Annotated in this window: 20 protein-coding genes and 1 pseudogene; 10 read left to right on the top strand and 11 right to left on the bottom strand. The window is 65.1% G+C overall.

The genetic code is table 11. The annotated features are described in order from the left end of the window. The first annotated feature begins 13 nt into the window (after positions 1 to 13). Complete coding sequence (locus tag DBV14_RS10580) at positions 14 to 931, top strand: DMT family transporter (RefSeq protein ID WP_124459140.1); 918 nt, start codon at positions 14 to 16, stop codon at positions 929 to 931. Positions 932 to 962: 31 nt separating this feature from the next. On the opposite strand, the gene DBV14_RS10575 is transcribed toward DBV14_RS10580, so the two are convergent. The 6 genes from DBV14_RS10575 to smpB all read right to left on the bottom strand — a co-directional run bounded on the left by DBV14_RS10575 (position 963) and on the right by smpB (position 5432). Then, complete coding sequence (locus DBV14_RS10575) at positions 963 to 2462, bottom strand: hypothetical protein (RefSeq protein ID WP_124459139.1); 1500 nt, start codon at positions 2460 to 2462, stop codon at positions 963 to 965. 127 nt (positions 2463 to 2589) lie between these two features. Further along, on the bottom strand, positions 2590 to 2985 hold the full coding sequence (locus DBV14_RS10570) for an ATP-binding protein (protein ID WP_124459138.1): 396 nt from the start codon (positions 2983 to 2985) through the stop codon (positions 2590 to 2592). Positions 2986 to 3058: 73 nt separating this feature from the next. Further along, positions 3059 to 3895, bottom strand: a complete 837-nt coding sequence (locus tag DBV14_RS10565) for an anti-sigma factor (RefSeq protein WP_124459137.1) — start codon at positions 3893 to 3895, stop codon at positions 3059 to 3061. A gap of 19 nt (positions 3896 to 3914) precedes the next feature. Next, the gene (locus tag DBV14_RS10560; RefSeq protein ID WP_124459136.1) at positions 3915 to 4430 is read right to left on the bottom strand and encodes an RNA polymerase sigma factor; all 516 of its coding nucleotides are present in this window, start codon (positions 4428 to 4430) and stop codon (positions 3915 to 3917) included. A 46-nt stretch (positions 4431 to 4476) separates the two neighbouring features. Next, positions 4477 to 4857: a hypothetical protein gene (locus DBV14_RS10555; protein WP_124459135.1), complete on the bottom strand. Its 381-nt coding sequence runs from the start codon at positions 4855 to 4857 to the stop codon at positions 4477 to 4479. 98 nt (positions 4858 to 4955) lie between these two features. Continuing rightward, the gene (smpB, locus tag DBV14_RS10550) at positions 4956 to 5432 is read right to left on the bottom strand and encodes an SsrA-binding protein SmpB (protein WP_042576821.1); all 477 of its coding nucleotides are present in this window, start codon (positions 5430 to 5432) and stop codon (positions 4956 to 4958) included. A gap of 63 nt (positions 5433 to 5495) precedes the next feature. On the opposite strand from smpB, the gene DBV14_RS10545 reads away from it, so the two are divergent. Together DBV14_RS10545 and DBV14_RS10540 are read left to right on the top strand one after the other, a co-directional pair. Continuing rightward, complete coding sequence (locus DBV14_RS10545; RefSeq protein WP_124459134.1) at positions 5496 to 5942, top strand: type II toxin-antitoxin system RatA family toxin; 447 nt, start codon at positions 5496 to 5498, stop codon at positions 5940 to 5942. A 3-nt stretch (positions 5943 to 5945) separates the two neighbouring features. Further along, complete coding sequence (locus DBV14_RS10540; RefSeq protein WP_185545988.1) at positions 5946 to 6284, top strand: RnfH family protein; 339 nt, start codon at positions 5946 to 5948, stop codon at positions 6282 to 6284. A 22-nt stretch (positions 6285 to 6306) separates the two neighbouring features. Here DBV14_RS10540 and DBV14_RS10535 read toward each other — a convergent pair whose 3' ends face one another. Then, positions 6307 to 6846 (bottom strand): DUF4124 domain-containing protein, encoded by a 540-nt coding sequence (locus DBV14_RS10535; protein WP_124459133.1) that lies wholly within the window; start codon positions 6844 to 6846, stop codon positions 6307 to 6309. A gap of 128 nt (positions 6847 to 6974) precedes the next feature. Here DBV14_RS10535 and guaB point away from each other — a divergent pair, with 128 nt between their 5' ends. From guaB to guaA, 4 genes are all read left to right on the top strand, one after another. Continuing rightward, a complete protein-coding gene (guaB, locus tag DBV14_RS10530; RefSeq protein ID WP_124459132.1) occupies positions 6975 to 8444 on the top strand; it encodes an IMP dehydrogenase in 1470 nt (489 codons plus the stop codon). Between the two features lie 167 nt (positions 8445 to 8611). Beyond that, on the top strand, positions 8612 to 8860 hold the full coding sequence (locus tag DBV14_RS10525; RefSeq protein ID WP_124459131.1) for a type II toxin-antitoxin system Phd/YefM family antitoxin: 249 nt from the start codon (positions 8612 to 8614) through the stop codon (positions 8858 to 8860). Then, positions 8857 to 9291, top strand: coding sequence for a type II toxin-antitoxin system VapC family toxin (locus DBV14_RS10520; RefSeq protein WP_185545987.1), 435 nt, complete (start codon positions 8857 to 8859; stop codon positions 9289 to 9291). Before DBV14_RS10525 ends, DBV14_RS10520 begins: the two co-directional genes overlap by 4 nt. An 11-nt stretch (positions 9292 to 9302) precedes the next feature. After that, positions 9303 to 10919, top strand: coding sequence for a glutamine-hydrolyzing GMP synthase (gene guaA / locus DBV14_RS10515; protein ID WP_124459130.1), 1617 nt, complete (start codon positions 9303 to 9305; stop codon positions 10917 to 10919). Positions 10920 to 10946: 27 nt separating this feature from the next. On the opposite strand, the gene DBV14_RS10510 is transcribed toward guaA, so the two are convergent. Beyond that, on the bottom strand, positions 10947 to 11651 hold the full coding sequence (locus DBV14_RS10510; RefSeq protein ID WP_124459129.1) for a TetR/AcrR family transcriptional regulator: 705 nt from the start codon (positions 11649 to 11651) through the stop codon (positions 10947 to 10949). 143 nt (positions 11652 to 11794) lie between these two features. Between DBV14_RS10510 and DBV14_RS10505 the strand changes: the two genes are divergently transcribed. Together DBV14_RS10505 and DBV14_RS10500 are read left to right on the top strand one after the other, a co-directional pair. Continuing rightward, entirely contained in the window at positions 11795 to 12190 is a 396-nt protein-coding gene (locus DBV14_RS10505) for a RidA family protein (RefSeq protein ID WP_124459128.1), read from the top strand. A gap of 339 nt (positions 12191 to 12529) precedes the next feature. Beyond that, a pseudogene (locus DBV14_RS10500) lies at positions 12530 to 13150 on the top strand (nitroreductase). A gap of 47 nt (positions 13151 to 13197) precedes the next feature. On the opposite strand, the gene DBV14_RS10495 reads toward DBV14_RS10500, so the two are convergent. The 3 genes from DBV14_RS10495 to DBV14_RS10485 all read right to left on the bottom strand — a co-directional run bounded on the left by DBV14_RS10495 (position 13198) and on the right by DBV14_RS10485 (position 15884). Further along, a complete protein-coding gene (locus DBV14_RS10495) occupies positions 13198 to 14112 on the bottom strand; it encodes a nucleotidyl transferase AbiEii/AbiGii toxin family protein (protein WP_124459127.1) in 915 nt (304 codons plus the stop codon). Further along, a complete protein-coding gene (locus DBV14_RS10490; RefSeq protein WP_124459126.1) occupies positions 14105 to 14863 on the bottom strand; it encodes a type IV toxin-antitoxin system AbiEi family antitoxin domain-containing protein in 759 nt (252 codons plus the stop codon). Before DBV14_RS10490 ends, DBV14_RS10495 begins: the two co-directional genes overlap by 8 nt. A 406-nt stretch (positions 14864 to 15269) precedes the next feature. Continuing rightward, positions 15270 to 15884, bottom strand: a complete 615-nt coding sequence (locus DBV14_RS10485) for a porin family protein (RefSeq protein ID WP_185545986.1) — start codon at positions 15882 to 15884, stop codon at positions 15270 to 15272. 141 nt (positions 15885 to 16025) lie between these two features. Between DBV14_RS10485 and DBV14_RS10480 the strand changes: the two genes are divergently transcribed. Further along, positions 16026 to 16682, top strand: coding sequence for a 2'-5' RNA ligase family protein (locus DBV14_RS10480; protein WP_260396904.1), 657 nt, complete (start codon positions 16026 to 16028; stop codon positions 16680 to 16682).

Raw genomic sequence — 16682 nt, 5'->3', positions numbered from 1 at the left:
CCTTCGCATTGAGATGCGCCTGACGCACGGCGGCGCCGTATGGCTGATGGTCGTCGTGACCCTGATGTGGGGCACGGCGGGCGTCGTCACCCGGCACCTCGCGCAGGCGCACAGTTTCGAGATCACCTTCTGGCGCAGCCTCTTCACGATGCTGGCGCTGCTGGTGATCTTGCCGCTTTGGCGGGGCCGCGCCGTGTTCTCGCAACTGCGCAGCGGTGGCCGCGAACTCTGGATTTCAGGCGTCTGCTGGGCCGTGATGTTCACGGCCTTTATGGTCGCGCTGACCCTGGCTTCCACCGCCAGCGTGCTGGTCACGATGTCGCTGGGGCCGTTGCTCACCGCACTGGCTGCGCGCATCTTCATCGGGCACCGGTTGCCCGCGCGCACTTGGCTGGCGATTGTGGTCGCGGGCCTTGGCATCGGCTGGATGTACGGCACGCAACTGCTGAATGGCGGCGGAGCCTCGGTGCTCGGCACGCTGGTGGCGCTGTGCGTGCCGCTGGCCGGCGCCACCAACTGGACGGTGGTTCAGCACGCGCAGGCGAAAGGGCACGACATCGACCTGGTGCCCGCCGTGCTGATCGGCGCGGTGCTCACCGCGTTGTTCACGTTGCCTTTTGCATGGCCGTTTCGCGCGAGTGCGCACGACCTCGGCCTGCTGGCGTTCCTGGGCGTGTTCCAGCTCGCCATTCCCTGCGTTTTGTCGGTTCTCTGCGCCCAGGTGCTGAAGGCGCCCGAGGTGGCGCTGCTGGCCTTGCTGGAGGTGATCTTCGGCATCGCGCTGGCCTGGATCGGTGCGGGTGAGGAGCCCGCGGCCAGCGTGTTGACCGGTGGTGCGCTGGTCATCGGCGCGCTGGTGTTCAACGAGCTGCTGGCGCTGCGCGGCCGGCGTACCACGGTCGCCGACACGGCGATGCCGGGCGCGCACTAGCAGGCGCGCGCCGCCTGCGCCGCCAACGCGATCAGCGCGACGGGCGCATCGGCGGCGGAGGCGACGAGGGGGACGGCGTTGCCGGCATGGCCGCATCCATGACGCCCAGGCTGCTCATGCGCGCTTCGACCACCTTCCGCATGAAGGTCTGCGCAAAGTCGTCGCCCATGCGCCAGTTGCCGCCGTCCTGCACGAAGGTGAATTCGCCGGTCACGGCAAGCGAAGTGGCATCGCTGCCGGCGATGGCGCCCAGCAGGCGGTCGTTGTATTCGACGACCAGCGGGCAGCTTTGGCCCGCGCCGTTTCCGAGCGCCTGGCAGGGGCCGGTGGGCTCGATGTCGGCAATCTCGCGCGACCGGTCGGGATCCTTGGTCAGCAGGCCGGACTCGGCGCGCTGCTGCCGCGAACGCAGGCGCTCCATGGCCGACGACGAGCGCATGCTCGACAACGATGCCGCGCCTTCGCGAAAGGCTTTCTCCATTGCCTCGCGGCCGATGGGCTCGGCGTTGTAGCGCGGCTTGCCGTCGGCATCAAGATGGCCGAAACGCGCCTCGACGATGGCGACATCGGCGCCCCGCACCACCATCTCGTCGCTCTTCGGCGATGCCGGGCCGATGGTGTACGCCATCGGCTGCTTGTCGTCGTCGTCGCCCCGCGTCGTCATGACCGCAATGCAGCCGCGCACGCGCTCCGGCTTGAGGTAGCCGACCTCGCGCATGCTGCTGACCGACGGCGTATGCACCGATGCGCGGGCCTCGGGATCGAGGCTGCGCATGCGCACGTCTACGGCGACGCGGAACATGAGGCTGTTCAAGGTCTTGCGCGTGGAGGCCGCGTCGCAGGCGGGCACGCTGGCGGGTGCGAACGCATACCAGCCGATACCGCCCACCACGAGCAGCGTGGTCACGATGAATTTCCAGGCGCCGATACGTCGGTCGCGTTGCGCGCTGCTTCGCCAAGTGCCTATGGCTTTTTCGTCTGCTTCGATCAGGGCCTGCGCCTCGGCGACGATGCGTTGGCGCTCGGCCGCCATCGCGAAGGCCGGCTCGCTGGCTGCCTGCGCGCGGGTGGCCTCGAAGCTTTCTTTTTCGAGAGGGCCATCGGTTACCAGCCAGGCCAGCGTGACTGCGGGCGCCGCGGGCACGGTGCCCACGACAGGTGTTTCCTGGAACGCCACGTCGCGGGTATCGGCGTCGATGAGCCCGTCCTTGTAGAGCGACTCGAGCGCCTCGTGCGTGATGCCGCGCTCGGCCAACTCGACGAGGTCGTCGGCGTCGAGCGCAGCGTCTTCGGCGTCGTCGAGATGGGGATCGTCAGGCGTGGCCTCTTCGAGTTTTTCGAGCGCCGCGTCCTGCTGTTCTTCAGTGACAAGGCCTCGCACGCGCATCCAGGCCAGGGCATGGGCCGGGCTCGGAAGCGGGGGAAGGGTGGCGGTTTCGGGGTGGGCCAGCACGGCATCGTGCTGTGCGTCGGTGATGAGGGTGTAGCTCAGCAGGGCCTGGAACGCATCCGGATTGGCGGCAGAAGTCATGCGGCGATTCTGCCGTGCACGCCGTTGGCTTCCGCGCTGGGAAAAATAGGCGACAGAAGGCAAACAAAAGGACAAAAAAACGCCGGCGGGTGCCGGCGTTTTTCTTCTTCAGATCCTCAGGGGATCATCAGGGGCGGGCAACCTTCCAGGCGCCATTGGCCACGCCGTCACCGGTCTTGTCGCCCGGCTTGGCGTCCTTGGCCCAGTAGTACAGCGGCCAGCCCTTGTAGGCCCATTGGCGCTTGCCGTCTTCGCGAATGATGATGGTGTAGCCGCCCATGGGCTTGGCGGTGTCGGCCACGCCGAGTGCGGGCCAGTTGGCGGCGCACTGTGCGTTGCAGGCGGAGGTGCCTGCACCGGCGGCGTCCTTGGTGAAGGTGTAGAGCGTCATGCCGTTCGGTCCGACCAGCACGCCATCGGCGGTGCGGGTGGGCGCGTCGGGCGCGCTGGCGGTCTTGTTGGACATGCCGCCGCAGCCGGCAAGCAGGGCCGCCGCGAGGATCGAGGCGCTGAGCAATTTCATGCAGTTTCTCCTTCAGTTGAAAAATCGCGAAAACAAGCCAGGTGATTGCGCGAGCCGGCAGTTTATGCGGTTGCTACGACAAATCGCGGTAGGCCAGCGTCGCCAGTTTGAGCAAAATTTCTCGGGGCAGCTTGCCGGCGAGGGCGTAGCCGAAGCCCTGGTCGACCCAGTAGAAGCTGGGCACCGGCCCCTCGGAGGCGAAGCGGAAGGCCGTTTCGCGCGATGCGGTGGCGCCGGCGGCCTGGGCGTCGAGGGTGCCGACATAGAGCGTCACACGCTCGCCGGCGGCGTTCTCGAACATGAACTGGGCGCGTGCGCCGGTTTCCCCGGGCAGCAATCGACCGCCGACCAGCGTGTAGCCCTGGGTCGACAGGTCCGGCACCTTGAGCGGCCGGTCGAGGCGCTTGGACAGCCACTGCACCAGGTGCTGCTGCTCGGTGGCCGCCACTTCGACGGGGTGGCGTTTTTCGGGGGCGTACACGGCGTGCGCGACCGACGCGTCGCGCACGAACTCGCGCACGGCGGGCACTGCCTGCCCGCGCGCCAACTGGGCGCCGGCGCGCGGTGCACCGGACCATTGCGCGTTGCCGAGCCAGCCGGCCGCAAAGGCGACCAGCAGGCCGGCCGCCATGCCGCCCCAGCGCAGCCAGGCGCCGCGCTGTGCCTGCCGTGGCAGGTTGCGGTCGAGCGCGCTCATCAGCGGCGCGGGAACGGGCTCGTCGAGCAGCTCGCCGTGCAGCCGACGCAGGGCATCGAGCTGCGTGTGCCATGCCGCCACCTTGGCGGCAACCGCAGGATCGCGCGCCAGGGCGTCTTCGACCGCACCGTGGCGATCGGACGGCAACTGGCCGTCGATCCAGGCGTGCAGCTCGTCGTCGGTGGGAGGCGAAGGCGGGGCGGGGCGGTTCATGGTGCGGCGGCAGCAAGTTTCATTTGAGGCGGCGCAGGCCGGGGCGAACGGGCGCGGAGGCGCCGTCCATCAGCTCCTGCAGCCGGACGCGGGCACGCGAAAGGCGCGACATCACAGTGCCGGCGGGAATGCCCAGCACCTTGGCCACTTCGGCATACGACAGGTCTTCGAGCGTCACCAGCAGCAGCACGGCGCGCTGCTCCTCGGGGAGCTGCATCAGGCAGCGCTGCAGGTCGAGTCCGGTGCCGGGGTCGCGCCCCGCATCGGCAACGCCATGCAGCTCGTGCACCACGTCGTCGAGGGGCACCACGCTGTGCGGTGGCGGTCGGCGCCGCAGCTGGCTCGCGAAGATGTTGTGCATGACGGTGAAGAGCCATGCCCGCAGGTCGCTGCCCACCACCCAGAGCCGCCACTTGCTGCAGGCGCGCTCCAGCGTGTCCTGCACCAGATCGTCTGCGGCCCAGGCGTTGCCCGTGAGCGCCCGCGCATAGCGGCGCAGGCTAGGGGTGTGCTCGACCAGCAGGCGGGCGTCCATGGTCAGGCGGGGTGATGCGATGCAGCGGCCGAGCGAGGTTTGCCGGTCAGGGCTTGGCGGTCTTCCAGGTGCCGTTGACGCCATCGCCGGTCTTGTCGCCCGGCTTGCTGTCCTTGGCCCAGTAGTACAGCGGCCAGCCCTTGGCGGCCCATTGCTTCTTGCCGTCGTCGCGCGTGACGATGCTGAAGTCGCCAGCGGGCTTGTCGCCATCGGCCGCCATGAAGGGCGGCCAGTTGGTCGCGCAGGCGCCATTGCAGACCGACTTGCCGTTGCCGGCCGTGTCCTTGTCGAAGGTGTAGAGCGTCATGCCGTTGGGGCCGACCAGCGCGCCGTCGGCGGGCTTGGGCTGGGCGAGCACGGGGAGGGCAAGAACGCCGCCCAGCAGAAGGGCGGCAAGGCCGACGGAAGAAGCGCGGAAAGGCGACATGGGAAAGACTCCTTGTTTGGATGTTGGCATCGGCCATCCGATGACAACCGCACAAACGCCCGCGGCCAGCCTTTTATTCCATCGCCCGCAAAAAAGATTCAGCGGCTGCGGCTCTTCATTGCGCGCTCGACCTCGCGCTTGCCTTCTCGGTCCTTGATGGTGTCGCGCTTGTCGTGCTCGGCCTTGCCCTTGGCCAGCGCGATGTCGCATTTGACCTTGCCGGCCTTCCAGTGCAGGTTGAGCGGCACCAGCGTGTAGCCCTTCTGCTCGACCTTGCCGACCAGGCGGCGAATTTCTTCCTTGTGCAGCAGCAGCTTCTTGGTGCGGATCGAGTCGGGGTTGACGTGGGTCGATGCGCTCTTGAGCGGGTTGATCTGCAGGCCGACGACATACAGCTCGCCATCGCGGATGACGACGTAGCCGTCGGTCAGCTGCACCTTGCCTTCGCGCAGGGACTTGACCTCCCAGCCTTCGAGCACCATGCCGGCCTCGAAGCGTTCTTCGAAGAAATAGTTGTACGCGGCCTTCTTGTTGTCGGCAATGCGGGAGGAGGTATCTTGTTTCTTTGTGGCCATGACTCGGGAATGTTGGGGCTGCATGGCTTCAATACAATCCGTCGCGCACGCTGCACCGATTCTATGAAAACCGTCAACAAGTCCGTCCTCATCTGGTACAGCGCCGAAGAGATGTACGCGCTCGTCACCGATGTGGCGAAGTATCCGCAGTTTCTTCCCTGGTGCGACAAGTCGCGAGTCATCGAGGAAGACGAGGCCGGCATGACCGCCGAAGTCGGCCTGTCCTTCGGTGGCTTTCACCAGAGCTTTACCACCCGCAACACCCATGTTCCCGGCCGCGAGGTCCAGCTGAAGCTGGTCGATGGCCCGTTCTCCAACCTCGATGGCACCTGGAAATTCGTGCCCGTGGGCGAGCAGGGCGAACGCGCCTGCCGCGTCGAGCTGCACATGAGCTATGGCTTCAGCAACTTCGCGCTGCAGGCGCTGGTGGGGCCGGTGTTCGACACCATTGCGTCCAGCCTGGTCGAGGCCTTCGTCAAGCGCGCCGAACAGGTCTACGGCACCAGCTGATCGATGATCATCGAGGTCACGCTGAGTTGCTCGCCCGCGGCGCGCGAGGTGTTCGAGCAGGTCTTGCAGCTCGCATCCGGAACGACGCTGGTGGATGCAGTGCAGGCCAGCGGCCTTGCCGCACGATTTCCGGACCTGGACTGGCGGCATGCGATGACGCCGGGCATCTGGGGCAGGGCGGTCGAGTGGGACCAGGCCCTGAAGGATGGCGATCGCATCGAACTGTGCCGCCCCTTGAAGGTCGACCCGAAAGTGGCGCGCCGCGAACGCTTTCAGCGTCAGGGCGCGCGAGGCACGGGTCTTTTTGCGAATCGCCGCAAGGGCGGCAAGGCCGGCTACTGACGACGGGCCTTGCTTGCGCTGCTTACTTGCAGTCGCTGTTGATCACGGACTGAACGCGTTTCTGTTCGGCGGCACGGGCTGCGTCGTCCATGATCTCGCGTTCGCCCTGTGAGTTGACCTTCGCGATGCGGATGCCGCTGTCGATCGTGGCCTTGCCCTGGCGGGCGAGTGCGCAGTTGTCGGCCTTGGCCTTGGCGACCTTGGCTGCCTCAGCCGCTTCCTTGGCCTTTTGCTCGGCCTCGGCCTTCTTCGTCTTCTCTTCGAGTTCCTTGTCGACGCCGGTCGGCTTGGGCGCCGCAGCGCCTTCACGTGCCTTGGCCGGCTTGCTGCCATCGGCAGTGGCCTCGCCCGCAGGGGCTTCGGCATTGGACGTGTCGATCGTTGGCCGCGGCGGTGGCGGCGAGCCGGCACGGCGCAGGATGTTCTTCTCGGGCACGTCAGGCGGCGGCGCCTGGTCGCTGAAGACCTTTTTCCCGTTCTTGTCGATCCATTGCCATTGCGCGCTTGCCGAGAGCGGCATCGCAACAACACATCCCAGTAGCAGCCAGTGCGCGAGTTTCATCCCCGAAGTTTAGCCTTCCCTTACTTCTTGCAACATCCGGATTGGGTGCTTTTGCAACGGTCCGCAAAGGCCCAGGCCAGCGAACTCCCCGGCCCCCTCGTTACAATCCGTCTTTTGGAGCTTCACCCATGCGCCTTCTCGGCAAAGCGCTCACCTTCGACGACGTGTTGTTGGTGCCAGCGTTCTCCCAGGTCCTGCCCAAGGACACCTCTCTCGCCACTAAGTTTTCCCGCAACATCACGCTGAACCTGCCGCTCGTCTCGGCGGCCATGGACACCGTGACTGAAGCCCGCCTCGCAATTGCCATTGCGCAAGAGGGCGGTATCGGGATCGTGCACAAGAACCTCACCGCGCAACAGCAGGCCGCCGAAGTGGCCCGCGTGAAGCGCTATGAGTCGGGCGTGCTGCGCGACCCGGTGGTGATCACGCCGACGCACTCGGTGCGCCAGGTGATGGCACTGTCCGACCAGCTCGGCATCTCCGGTTTCCCGGTGATCGACGGCGGCAAGGTCGTCGGCATCGTGACCGGGCGCGACCTGCGCTTCGAAACGCGCTACGACGTGCCGGTCAGCGAGATCATGACCCAGCGCGACAAGCTCATCACCGTGCCCGACGGCACCACGCTTGCCGATGCCAAGGCGCTGCTGAACAAGTACAAGCTCGAGCGCCTGCTGGTCATCAACAACGACTGGGAGCTCAAGGGCCTGATCACCGTCAAGGACATCACCAAGCAGACCAGCTTTCCCAATGCAGCACGCGACGCCAGCGGCCGCCTGCGCGTGGGCGCGGCTGTCGGCGTGGGTGACGGCACCGAAGAGCGCGTCGAAGCCTTGGTCAAGGCCGGCGTCGATGCCATCGTGGTCGACACCGCGCACGGCCACAGCGCCGGCGTGATCGAGCGCGTGCGCTGGGTCAAGAAGAACTATCCGCAGGTCGACGTCATCGGCGGCAACATCGCCACCGGCGACGCCGCTCGTGCACTGGCCGACGTCGGCGCCGATGCGGTCAAGGTCGGCATCGGCCCTGGCTCCATCTGCACCACCCGCATCGTGGCCGGCGTGGGCGTGCCGCAGATCATGGCGGTCGACAGCGTTGCCACCGCCCTGCAGGGCACCGGCATTCCGCTGATCTCCGACGGTGGCGTGCGCTACTCGGGCGACATCGCCAAGGCCATTGCAGCCGGCGCAAGCACCGTCATGATGGGCAGCATGTTCGCCGGCACCGAAGAGGCGCCCGGCGAAATCGTGCTGTACCAGGGCCGCAGCTACAAGAGCTACCGCGGCATGGGCTCCATCGGCGCGATGCAGCAGGGCAGCGCCGACCGGTACTTCCAGGAGTCGACCACCGGCAACCCCAACACCGACAAGCTGGTGCCCGAAGGCATCGAAGGCCGCGTGCCCTACAAGGGCTCGATCGTCTCCATCGTCTACCAGATGGCTGGCGGCGTGCGTGCCAGCATGGGCTACTGCGGCTGCGCGACCATCGAGGACATGCAGAACAAGGCCGAGTTTGTCGAGATCACCACAGCCGGCATCCGTGAAAGCCACGTCCACGACGTGCAGATCACCAAAGAAGCGCCCAACTACCGCGCTGAGTAAATAGGGCCCCCACGCGCCCCCACTGCGTGTGGGGCGCTGCCCCCCGAGGGGGCCGCAGGCCGCCTTGGGGCGGCCCGGCGCCGGCCTGAAGCCCAATCTGGCCAGACCTTGAAAGTCAGGCCAGACTCGGTTTAGAATTTGGGCCAGATTCAAATTTTCTGGCCCAAATGCAATCCATCGGCATCGCTGAAGCCAAAAACAATTTCTCCGCCCTGATCGACCTCGTCGAAAAGGGCGAAGAGGTTCGCATCACCCGCCACGGCAAGGAAGTCGTGCGCATGCTGCCGGTGCGGCGCAAGCCGGTCATCACCGACGAGCAGATCGCGCGCGAGCTCGGCCAGATCGACGCGCTCCACGCCACCATCCAGCCCGGCCTTCCGGTGCGCGCATTGCTCGACGAAGGGCGCCAATCGTGACAGCCTTCGTCATTGACGCTTCTGTCACCGCCGCCTGGCTGCTGCCCGACCAGGCCAGCGAACACACCCGCAAGCTCTACGCCGCCATCCGCCGCGACGAGGTCGAGCCGCAGGCGCCCAACGCCTGGCAATGGGAGTGCGCCAACATCCTGGCCAACGGCGTGCGCAGCGGCCGCATTCCCGCCACCGCGGTCGAAGGCCTGTGGAGCGTGCTCGACGCCATTCGCCACCGCGTCGAGCTGCACGAACTCGCGCCGGCCCAGCACAAGGCCGTGCTGGCCGTGGCCATCGACGCCGGCGTTTCGCTCTACGACGCCGGCTATCTCTGGCTTGCCAAGTCGCTCAATCTTCCGCTCGCCACCTTCGACGAGCACCTCATCAAGGCGGCGCCCAAGGCGGGCGTCAAGCTGTTCGACATTTCAACGCTCTGAGTCCATTCGCCATGCAACACGACAAGATCCTCATCCTCGATTTCGGCTCGCAAGTCACCCAGCTCATCGCACGCCGCGTGCGCGAAGCCCATGTGCTGAGCGAAGTGCATCCCTGCGACGTCACCGACGAGTGGGTGCGCGAATACGCCGCCGACGGCCACCTCAAGGGCGTCATTCTTTCGGGCAGCCACGCCAGCGTCTATGAAGAAACCACCGACAAGTGCCCGCAGGCCGTGTTCGACCTCGGCATTCCGGTGCTCGGCATCTGCTACGGCATGCAGACCATGGCCCACCAGCTCGGCGGCAAGGTCGAGGGCGGCCACAAGCGCGAGTTCGGCTTCGCGGCCGTGCGTGCCCATGGCCACACCGCACTGCTGAAGGACATCGCCGACTTCACCACGCCAGAAGGCCACGGCATGCTCAACGTCTGGATGAGCCATGGCGACAAGGTGACCGAGCTGCCGCCGGGCTTCAAGCTCATGGCCAGCACCGACAGCTGCCCCATCGCCGGCATGGCCGACGAGGCGCGCCGCTACTACGCGCTGCAGTTCCACCCCGAAGTCACGCACACCGTGCAGGGCAAGGCCATCATCGACCGCTTCGTGCTCGGCATCTGCAACGCCAAGCCCGACTGGGTCATGCGCGACCACATCGCCGAAGCCGTGGCAAAGATCCGCGAGCAGGTGGGCGACGAAGAAGTCATCCTCGGCCTGTCGGGCGGTGTCGATTCCAGCGTGGCCGCCGCGCTCATCCACCGTGCCATCGGCGACCAGCTCACCTGCGTGTTCGTCGACCACGGCCTGCTGCGCCTGAACGAAGGCGACATGGTCATGGAGATGTTCGAAGGCAAGCTGCACGCGAAGGTCATTCGCGTCGATGCCAGCGACCTGTTCCTGGGCAAGCTCGCCGGCGTGAGCGACCCCGAAGCCAAGCGCAAGATCATCGGCGGCGAGTTCGTCACCGTGTTCAAGCAAGAGGCGGCCAAGCTCAAGGCCGGCGACGGCGGGCACAAGGGCGCGACCTTCCTGGCGCAAGGCACCATCTACCCCGACGTCATCGAATCGGGCGGCGCCAAGAGCAAGAAGGCCGTCACCATCAAGAGCCACCACAACGTGGGCGGCCTGCCCGAACAGCTCGGCCTGAAGCTGCTGGAACCACTGCGTGACCTGTTCAAGGACGAAGTGCGCGAACTCGGCGTGGCCCTCGGCCTGCCGCCCGAGATGGTGTACCGCCATCCGTTCCCCGGCCCGGGCCTGGGCGTGCGCATCCTGGGCGAAGTGAAGAAGGAATACGCCGACCTGCTGCGCCGCGCCGACGCGATCTTCATCGAGGAACTGCGCAACTTCAAGGACGAGAGCGGCAAGAGCTGGTACGACCTCACGAGCCAGGCCTTCACCGTGTTCCTGCCCGTGAAGAGCGTGGGCGTGATGGGCGACGGCCGCACCTACGACTACGTCGTGGCACTGCGTGCCGTGCAGACCAGCGACTTCATGACCGCCGACTGGGCCGAGCTGCCGTACGCGCTGCTCAAGAAGGTGTCGGGCCGCATCATCAATGAAGTGCGCGGCATCAACCGCGTGACCTACGACGTGTCGAGCAAGCCGCCGGCGACCATCGAGTGGGAGTGAGGCCGGCCTCTTCTAGAACGATCGCCGTCAGCCTGCGCACCTCGGCGCTATGCCGTCGAGCAGGAGGTCGAGACCTTTGCGAAAGGCGCCATCCCAGTCGTTATCCGACAGGAGACGAGAGCGTTCTATGGTTGGGTAGCGTTCGCTGATACGTGTCAGGTGCTGCTGCGCGGCGGCCCTGTCGTCGTCTGAGAAGTCGAAGTTCGCTCGCGTGATCGTGGCGCCCATCACATGGTTCCAGAGCGACCATATCGCGACGTTCAGATCCGTGTCCGCAACGCCGCCTCTGGACAAGGTCTTGCTCAGCAGTTCCAGAAGACCGAGGATGTTCGGGCCGAGCGCGCGGCTCGGCAGCAGCGATACCGACCAGGGATGGCGCAGCATGTTGCCGCGCCAGCTCTCGAGGATGTGAACGGCTTCCCCTCGCCAATCCGAGGGCTCGAACGTATGCGTTGGTCCGCGGTACTCGAGCACCGAGTTGAGCGCGAGATCGAAGACATCCTCTTTGTTGTCGACGTGCCAATAAAGACTCATCACGCCCGAGCCCAGGTGATCGGCCAGCCCACGCATCGTCAATGCGTTGATTCCTTGGGCATCCAGCAGTGCCACTGCGGTGGTGACGATTCCTTCCAGAGAGAGCTGCGATTCACGGCGCGGTTTCTGCTCGGGCTGAGGCCCCACGCCAACCTTTTGCGTCCGTTTGCTCGCGGCGCTGCTGCGCTTGGCTGTCATTTGTCTTCCTCGCTGATCAACGTGTGAATTTTGGTCGACAACGGGACGATTATCGATCTTGTTGGGGTGACTCGTATCTCGTACGATAGACGGACTCGTATGCTGTACGAGTCAATTGCACCTATTTTTGGGAGAACCCGTCAATGCTCACCATCGTCAATCCGAAGAACCTTCACGACCCATCGCCAAACGGCTATAGCACTGCTGTTGTCATGCCTGCCAATGCGCGGGTGGCCTACATTTCGGGGCAGGGCGGCCAGGACGGCTCGGGGGCTTTTTCGCCCGATTTCGGTATGCAAGTCAAACAGGCGTATGCAAATTTGCGCACGGCTCTCGATGCGCTCGAAGCACGCCCGGATCAGGTCGCCAAGCTCACGGTCTTCGTCGTCGATCACGACATGTCCAAGCTGGAGGTGTTGACCAGGAACGTGAAGGAAATGTTCGGCAAGGCGCTGCCCGCGCAGACCCTGATTCCTGTCCCCAAACTCGCAATCGATCCCATGCTCTTCGAGGTAGAAGCCATCGTCGTTCTGGAATAGCCGGCGAGACAGGCAAGGCTGCCAACGGTGAGTACCGCACCGTTGGCCGCGATCTATGAACCGTGTTGCGGGAAGGCGTGCTGCAAGGCATTCGAACTGAGGTGTGCCGCATCGCATCCCGCAGCGCGCTTTTACACGCACCCCCCACGTGGGAAATGCCCCATCGCATACGATGCCATCCTCTGTTCGCCGCCCTGTCGAACGATGGTGTACCGGCGCTTCATTGCGCAATATGCCGGATGCCAGCCACCTCGCCCCAGCGAGCCAGCCCGCCACTGAAACTCTCCCAGCGCATGCCATCTGCCGTGGGGCGGCCTTCCCATTTCGAAGGACGCTGACATGCACCCGGATACTTCTTTTTCTTCTTCCCCCGCCGCGCTTCGCACCAGCCAACGCCAGGCGCTGGATTTCCTGCTCGAACGCCATTCGCCCTGGCCGCTGACAGAGCCCGCTCCGTCCGCCGAAGAACTCGACCTCGTGTTCCAAGCCGCGCTGCGGGCGCCGGACCACGGGCAGCTTCGGCCCTGGCGCTTCGTGCTGATTCGCGGCGATGCGCGCGTGGCATTGGGCAACGTCTTCGCGAACGCCGCGCGCCTGCGCGACCCATCGGACGACGGCGAGCGTTTTCGCGCCAAGGCGATGGCCGCGCCCGTGCTCATAGCGATCTGCGCGCGCGTGCAGTCGCCGCACAAGGTGCCGGAATCGGAGCAGGTGCTTGCCGTGGGCGCCGCCGCAATGAACATGCTCAACGCGCTGCACCTGCTGGGGTACGGTGGCTTCTGAGCCACCGGGCTCAACAGCTACGACCGCAACGTGCATCAGGCGCTGGGCCTGCAGGACGCGGAACGGTTGCTGGGCTTCCTGTATGTGGGAACGCCGAAAGAGGCGACACCCGCGCCCGGGCGCGATGCACCGGGCGCGTTCGTGCGCGAATGGACGGGCGAAGCTGCCCGCCCCTGAGGCTGCGGCCTGACTGGTGTCGGTGGGGTGATGAACACCCCGGCGCCTCACTTCAGCGCTATTTCAAGCATCCCGGCCTGTGAAACAAAGTCTGCGGGGCGTTTCCTGGAGAACGTCTCCAGGTTGCTGATCTTCCACCGCAGTGCAGGAAGGTCCGCTGCATGCGAGCACAGAAGCAGGGACCAGTCTGGCCTTGCTTGCGCCAGACCGATCAAGAACTTCCGATGCGATGCATTCAGGCGGGCAGGCAGCTCGCGCCTGAGTCGTGCGCGTGCGTCCAGCAGGGTTGGCAATGAGCATGGCGTTTCGGTCATGCCCACGAAGCTGCTGTCGTACTCTGCGGCGATGTCCTTGTCATGGCTAAACAGGACCTCGTGAATCGGCCTGTTGTGACCAGCGAGATATGTCACGAAGCACTCGACCATGCCCTCGGTGATACCGCCCGACTCATAGAGCTGCCACACGTCGAACAAGTCGCGTGGATGTTGCCGATCGAGTGCGGCCACGAGCTTGCTTGCATAGAGCTCGTCCTTGGCGAGGAGCGGCAACTCGAACTCGACGCCGAACAGATCTGCGGTCCTGGCTGTCGGTGCCCGCCGTTCCGGTGGGAGTACCGTGCCGCGGAACACCACGTTGACCTCGACCTTTACCTGGCTCGTTGCGTTCTCGACGATCAGCTTCGTGGCGCTCGGATCCTTGCCTTGAAGCAGGCGCGCCTGTGCTCCCAGTGGCTTCACTCGCCCTGCGATATTGGCCAATTCCTGGTTGATCGATTGCAGCGCCTCGTCGCGTGGCACTTGCCAGGGAAGGTAGACCACATCGATATCGACGGACAGGCGCGGCATGTCCTGAATGAAGAGATTGATCGCCGTGCCGCCCTTCATTGCAAAGATGTCGTTCGCGAACACGTCCGGTGCAATGCTCAACAGGAGGCGAACAGTGTCCGCATAGGTCCTATCCATGGGGTTTCAGGCTCAACAGCGTGCCGTCGGGCAGGCGACTCATCCAGCGTTTGTCGCTGCCGGTACGGATCGGATGCCGTTCCAGCAAAGCATCGACATCCAGCACGTTTGTTTCCCTGGCCCAGGTGAGGAACAGGCGCACGGTTTTCACACTGGTGCAGCAAGCGAGTAGTTGGCCGAGAAGATCCTTGCGAGGCGTGCGCAGGCCCTCGAACAGGTTGCGCGCTTCTTCCAGGCCCTGCCTGATCCCGACCTCATAAAGCAGTTCCAGAACGGCCCGTTCGGCGGTGGCCACACGAAGGCCTTCCGGCAGTCCTGGCGGCGTGGTCAATGTCTTTTCGGCAAGCGCTTCGTTCGGCCACGCGAACAGACCGGCGTGGACATAGCGAGCCGGAAAGCGCGCGGTGAACCAGGTCGGCAATGCATAGCGTGCGTCGCCCCACAAGACGAGAGGTTCACGGCTCCCCAGGTTGTGGCGCACCCCCTGCAAGCCGAGGGCGCTCTTGCCTCCGATGTGCAGGCCCGGCACGCGGTCTTGCAGGAAGAGTAGGGCACCATGAACCTCGAAGTCATCATTCGGAAAGGCATAGACACCCTGGGCCAGGCGCACCAACCAGCCTCCCTCGGCGTAGTGGGCCGCCAACTGTGCGGAAACCCCGAGTTGTTTCAATTTCGCAAGATCGAAGGGGGTGCCGCGGGGAAGCTCCGCTTGAAGCCTTTTGATTAACTGATGCTTTGAATTTCCAGCCATGTGCTAAAAATAGCACCTAATTCAATCATTTGGGTAGTTGAAAAGACAACGAGGTACTCAAAAATGCACGCAAGGTCGGCCGATTTCTCACGACCTACGCAAGTCGGGCGACTGGCTTGCTGGCGAGGTCAAGGTCAAGGGCTGAGGCACTCATCTCCGCGAAAGCCGAGGTCAGGATGGCTCAAGCGAAAGCCCTTCGTCGCAATCGAATGCCAGCTGAATCTGACTTCTTCGCATGCGAAAACGCCGCCAGTGCCTCGGTTGGGAATCGAAATTCGCTTCGCGAATGCATGAAGCCAGCACCGGGATCGGCAGATTGCCCGGTACTGGCTGTATAGCCCTTAAGCGAGGCCGCGTGGCGTTCGCGGCATCTTCTGAATGCCGCGGGGCTTTCAGGCGGAAAAACTCAGAAGCTGGCCTTCAAGCCCACCGACAGCATCCCACCCTTGGCCTGCTTCGACACCTTGCCGAAGTAGTCGTAGTCGGCGGTGATCGACAGGTTCTGCGTCATGCGGTACTCGGCGCCGAAGCCGGCCATGACGCCGGTCGAGCTGCCGGAGATGCGCTGATGCGCCGGCACCCACCTGTCGTTGCCGCCGGAGACGCTGCCGCGTGCAATACCCAGGCGGCCGTTCAGGGCGAAGGCGTCGCCGATAGGCAGGCGGGCGGTGGCGGCCGCGTAGAAGACCTGGCCGCTGCCCTTCTGGAGGGTCGACACGCCGTTCAGCGAGGTCCACTGGCTGACGCGGCCGAGGCGCGCATAGCCGGCTTCCACACCGAAGGTTTCCGTCAGGCGGTAGCCGCCGTACAGCTTGTAGGCGGTGCCGGCCTTGCTGTTCTTTTCCGCGCCCCATGGCACGGGGATGCTGCTGGAGCCCGACAGGCTGTAGCTCGAGCGGCCGATGGCGCCACCGACATAGAGGCCGGTGTCGTCCTTGTTGGGGCCGGCGGCATATGCGCCGATGGAAGCGGTGCCGAGCAAAATGGCTGCGAGGACGGTGCAGGCTTGCGTTTTCGTCAAGATGAATTCCTGGTTGGAGTAGTTGGGATCAATCGACAAGCGGCAGGTCTTGTTGCCTTGCCACCAGCGTCCACCGATTCTCAAATTCCAGGCTGAAGAAGAGCTTTTCGCTTGCTGAAGGTCTCATGAAGGAGGCGGCGCATGCGCGATGATCGAGGCATGTCAGAACAGCTTCTTCTTCCCGGTATCGATCCGCCGCCGCGCCCACTGCCGCGCTCCCGAAACAACAACAAGCCGCAGCGCAAGGAAGCGCTGCCGCACGCGCTCTTTTTGGCCATCCTCCCGACGCCGGAAGACGCCGCACGCATCGCGGCGCTCGGCGCGTTGATGGATTCGCGGCATGTGCTGAAAGCCACGCTGGTCGAGGCGCCGCGCCTGCACGTCACGCTGCACGACCTGGGTGAATACGCGACGGTGCCGCAGGACAAGGTGGCGCTCGCGCGGGCTGCCGCCGCAACGCTGCCCGCGCCGTCTTTCGACGTGATGTTCGACCGGGCCATGAGCTTCGCGAAGGGCGCGCTGGTGTTGTGCGGCAACGAAGGAACGGCCGAGCTCGCGCACTTCAGGCAGCGCCTCGGTGAATCGCTGGCGGACGCGGGCTTCAAGCCGACGCGCGCCTTCACGCCCCACATGACGCTGGCCTATGCGCGCCGCAAGCTCGAACAGCACGCGACCGACGAGCCGGTCCGGTGGCGCGCCGGCGCACTGGCGCTCATCGACAGCCATGTGGGGCAGGGCGTCCACGAAATCCTCGCCCGATGGCCCGGCACGCCAGAGCCGCAGGCAGTGGGTGCATGA

Origin of the sequence: Variovorax sp. KBW07 (assembly GCF_003852515.1) — a bacterium.
In the GTDB taxonomy this organism is placed as follows: Bacteria; Pseudomonadota; Gammaproteobacteria; order Burkholderiales; family Burkholderiaceae_C; genus Variovorax.
This window is presented reverse-complemented; position numbering and strand designations above follow the sequence as displayed.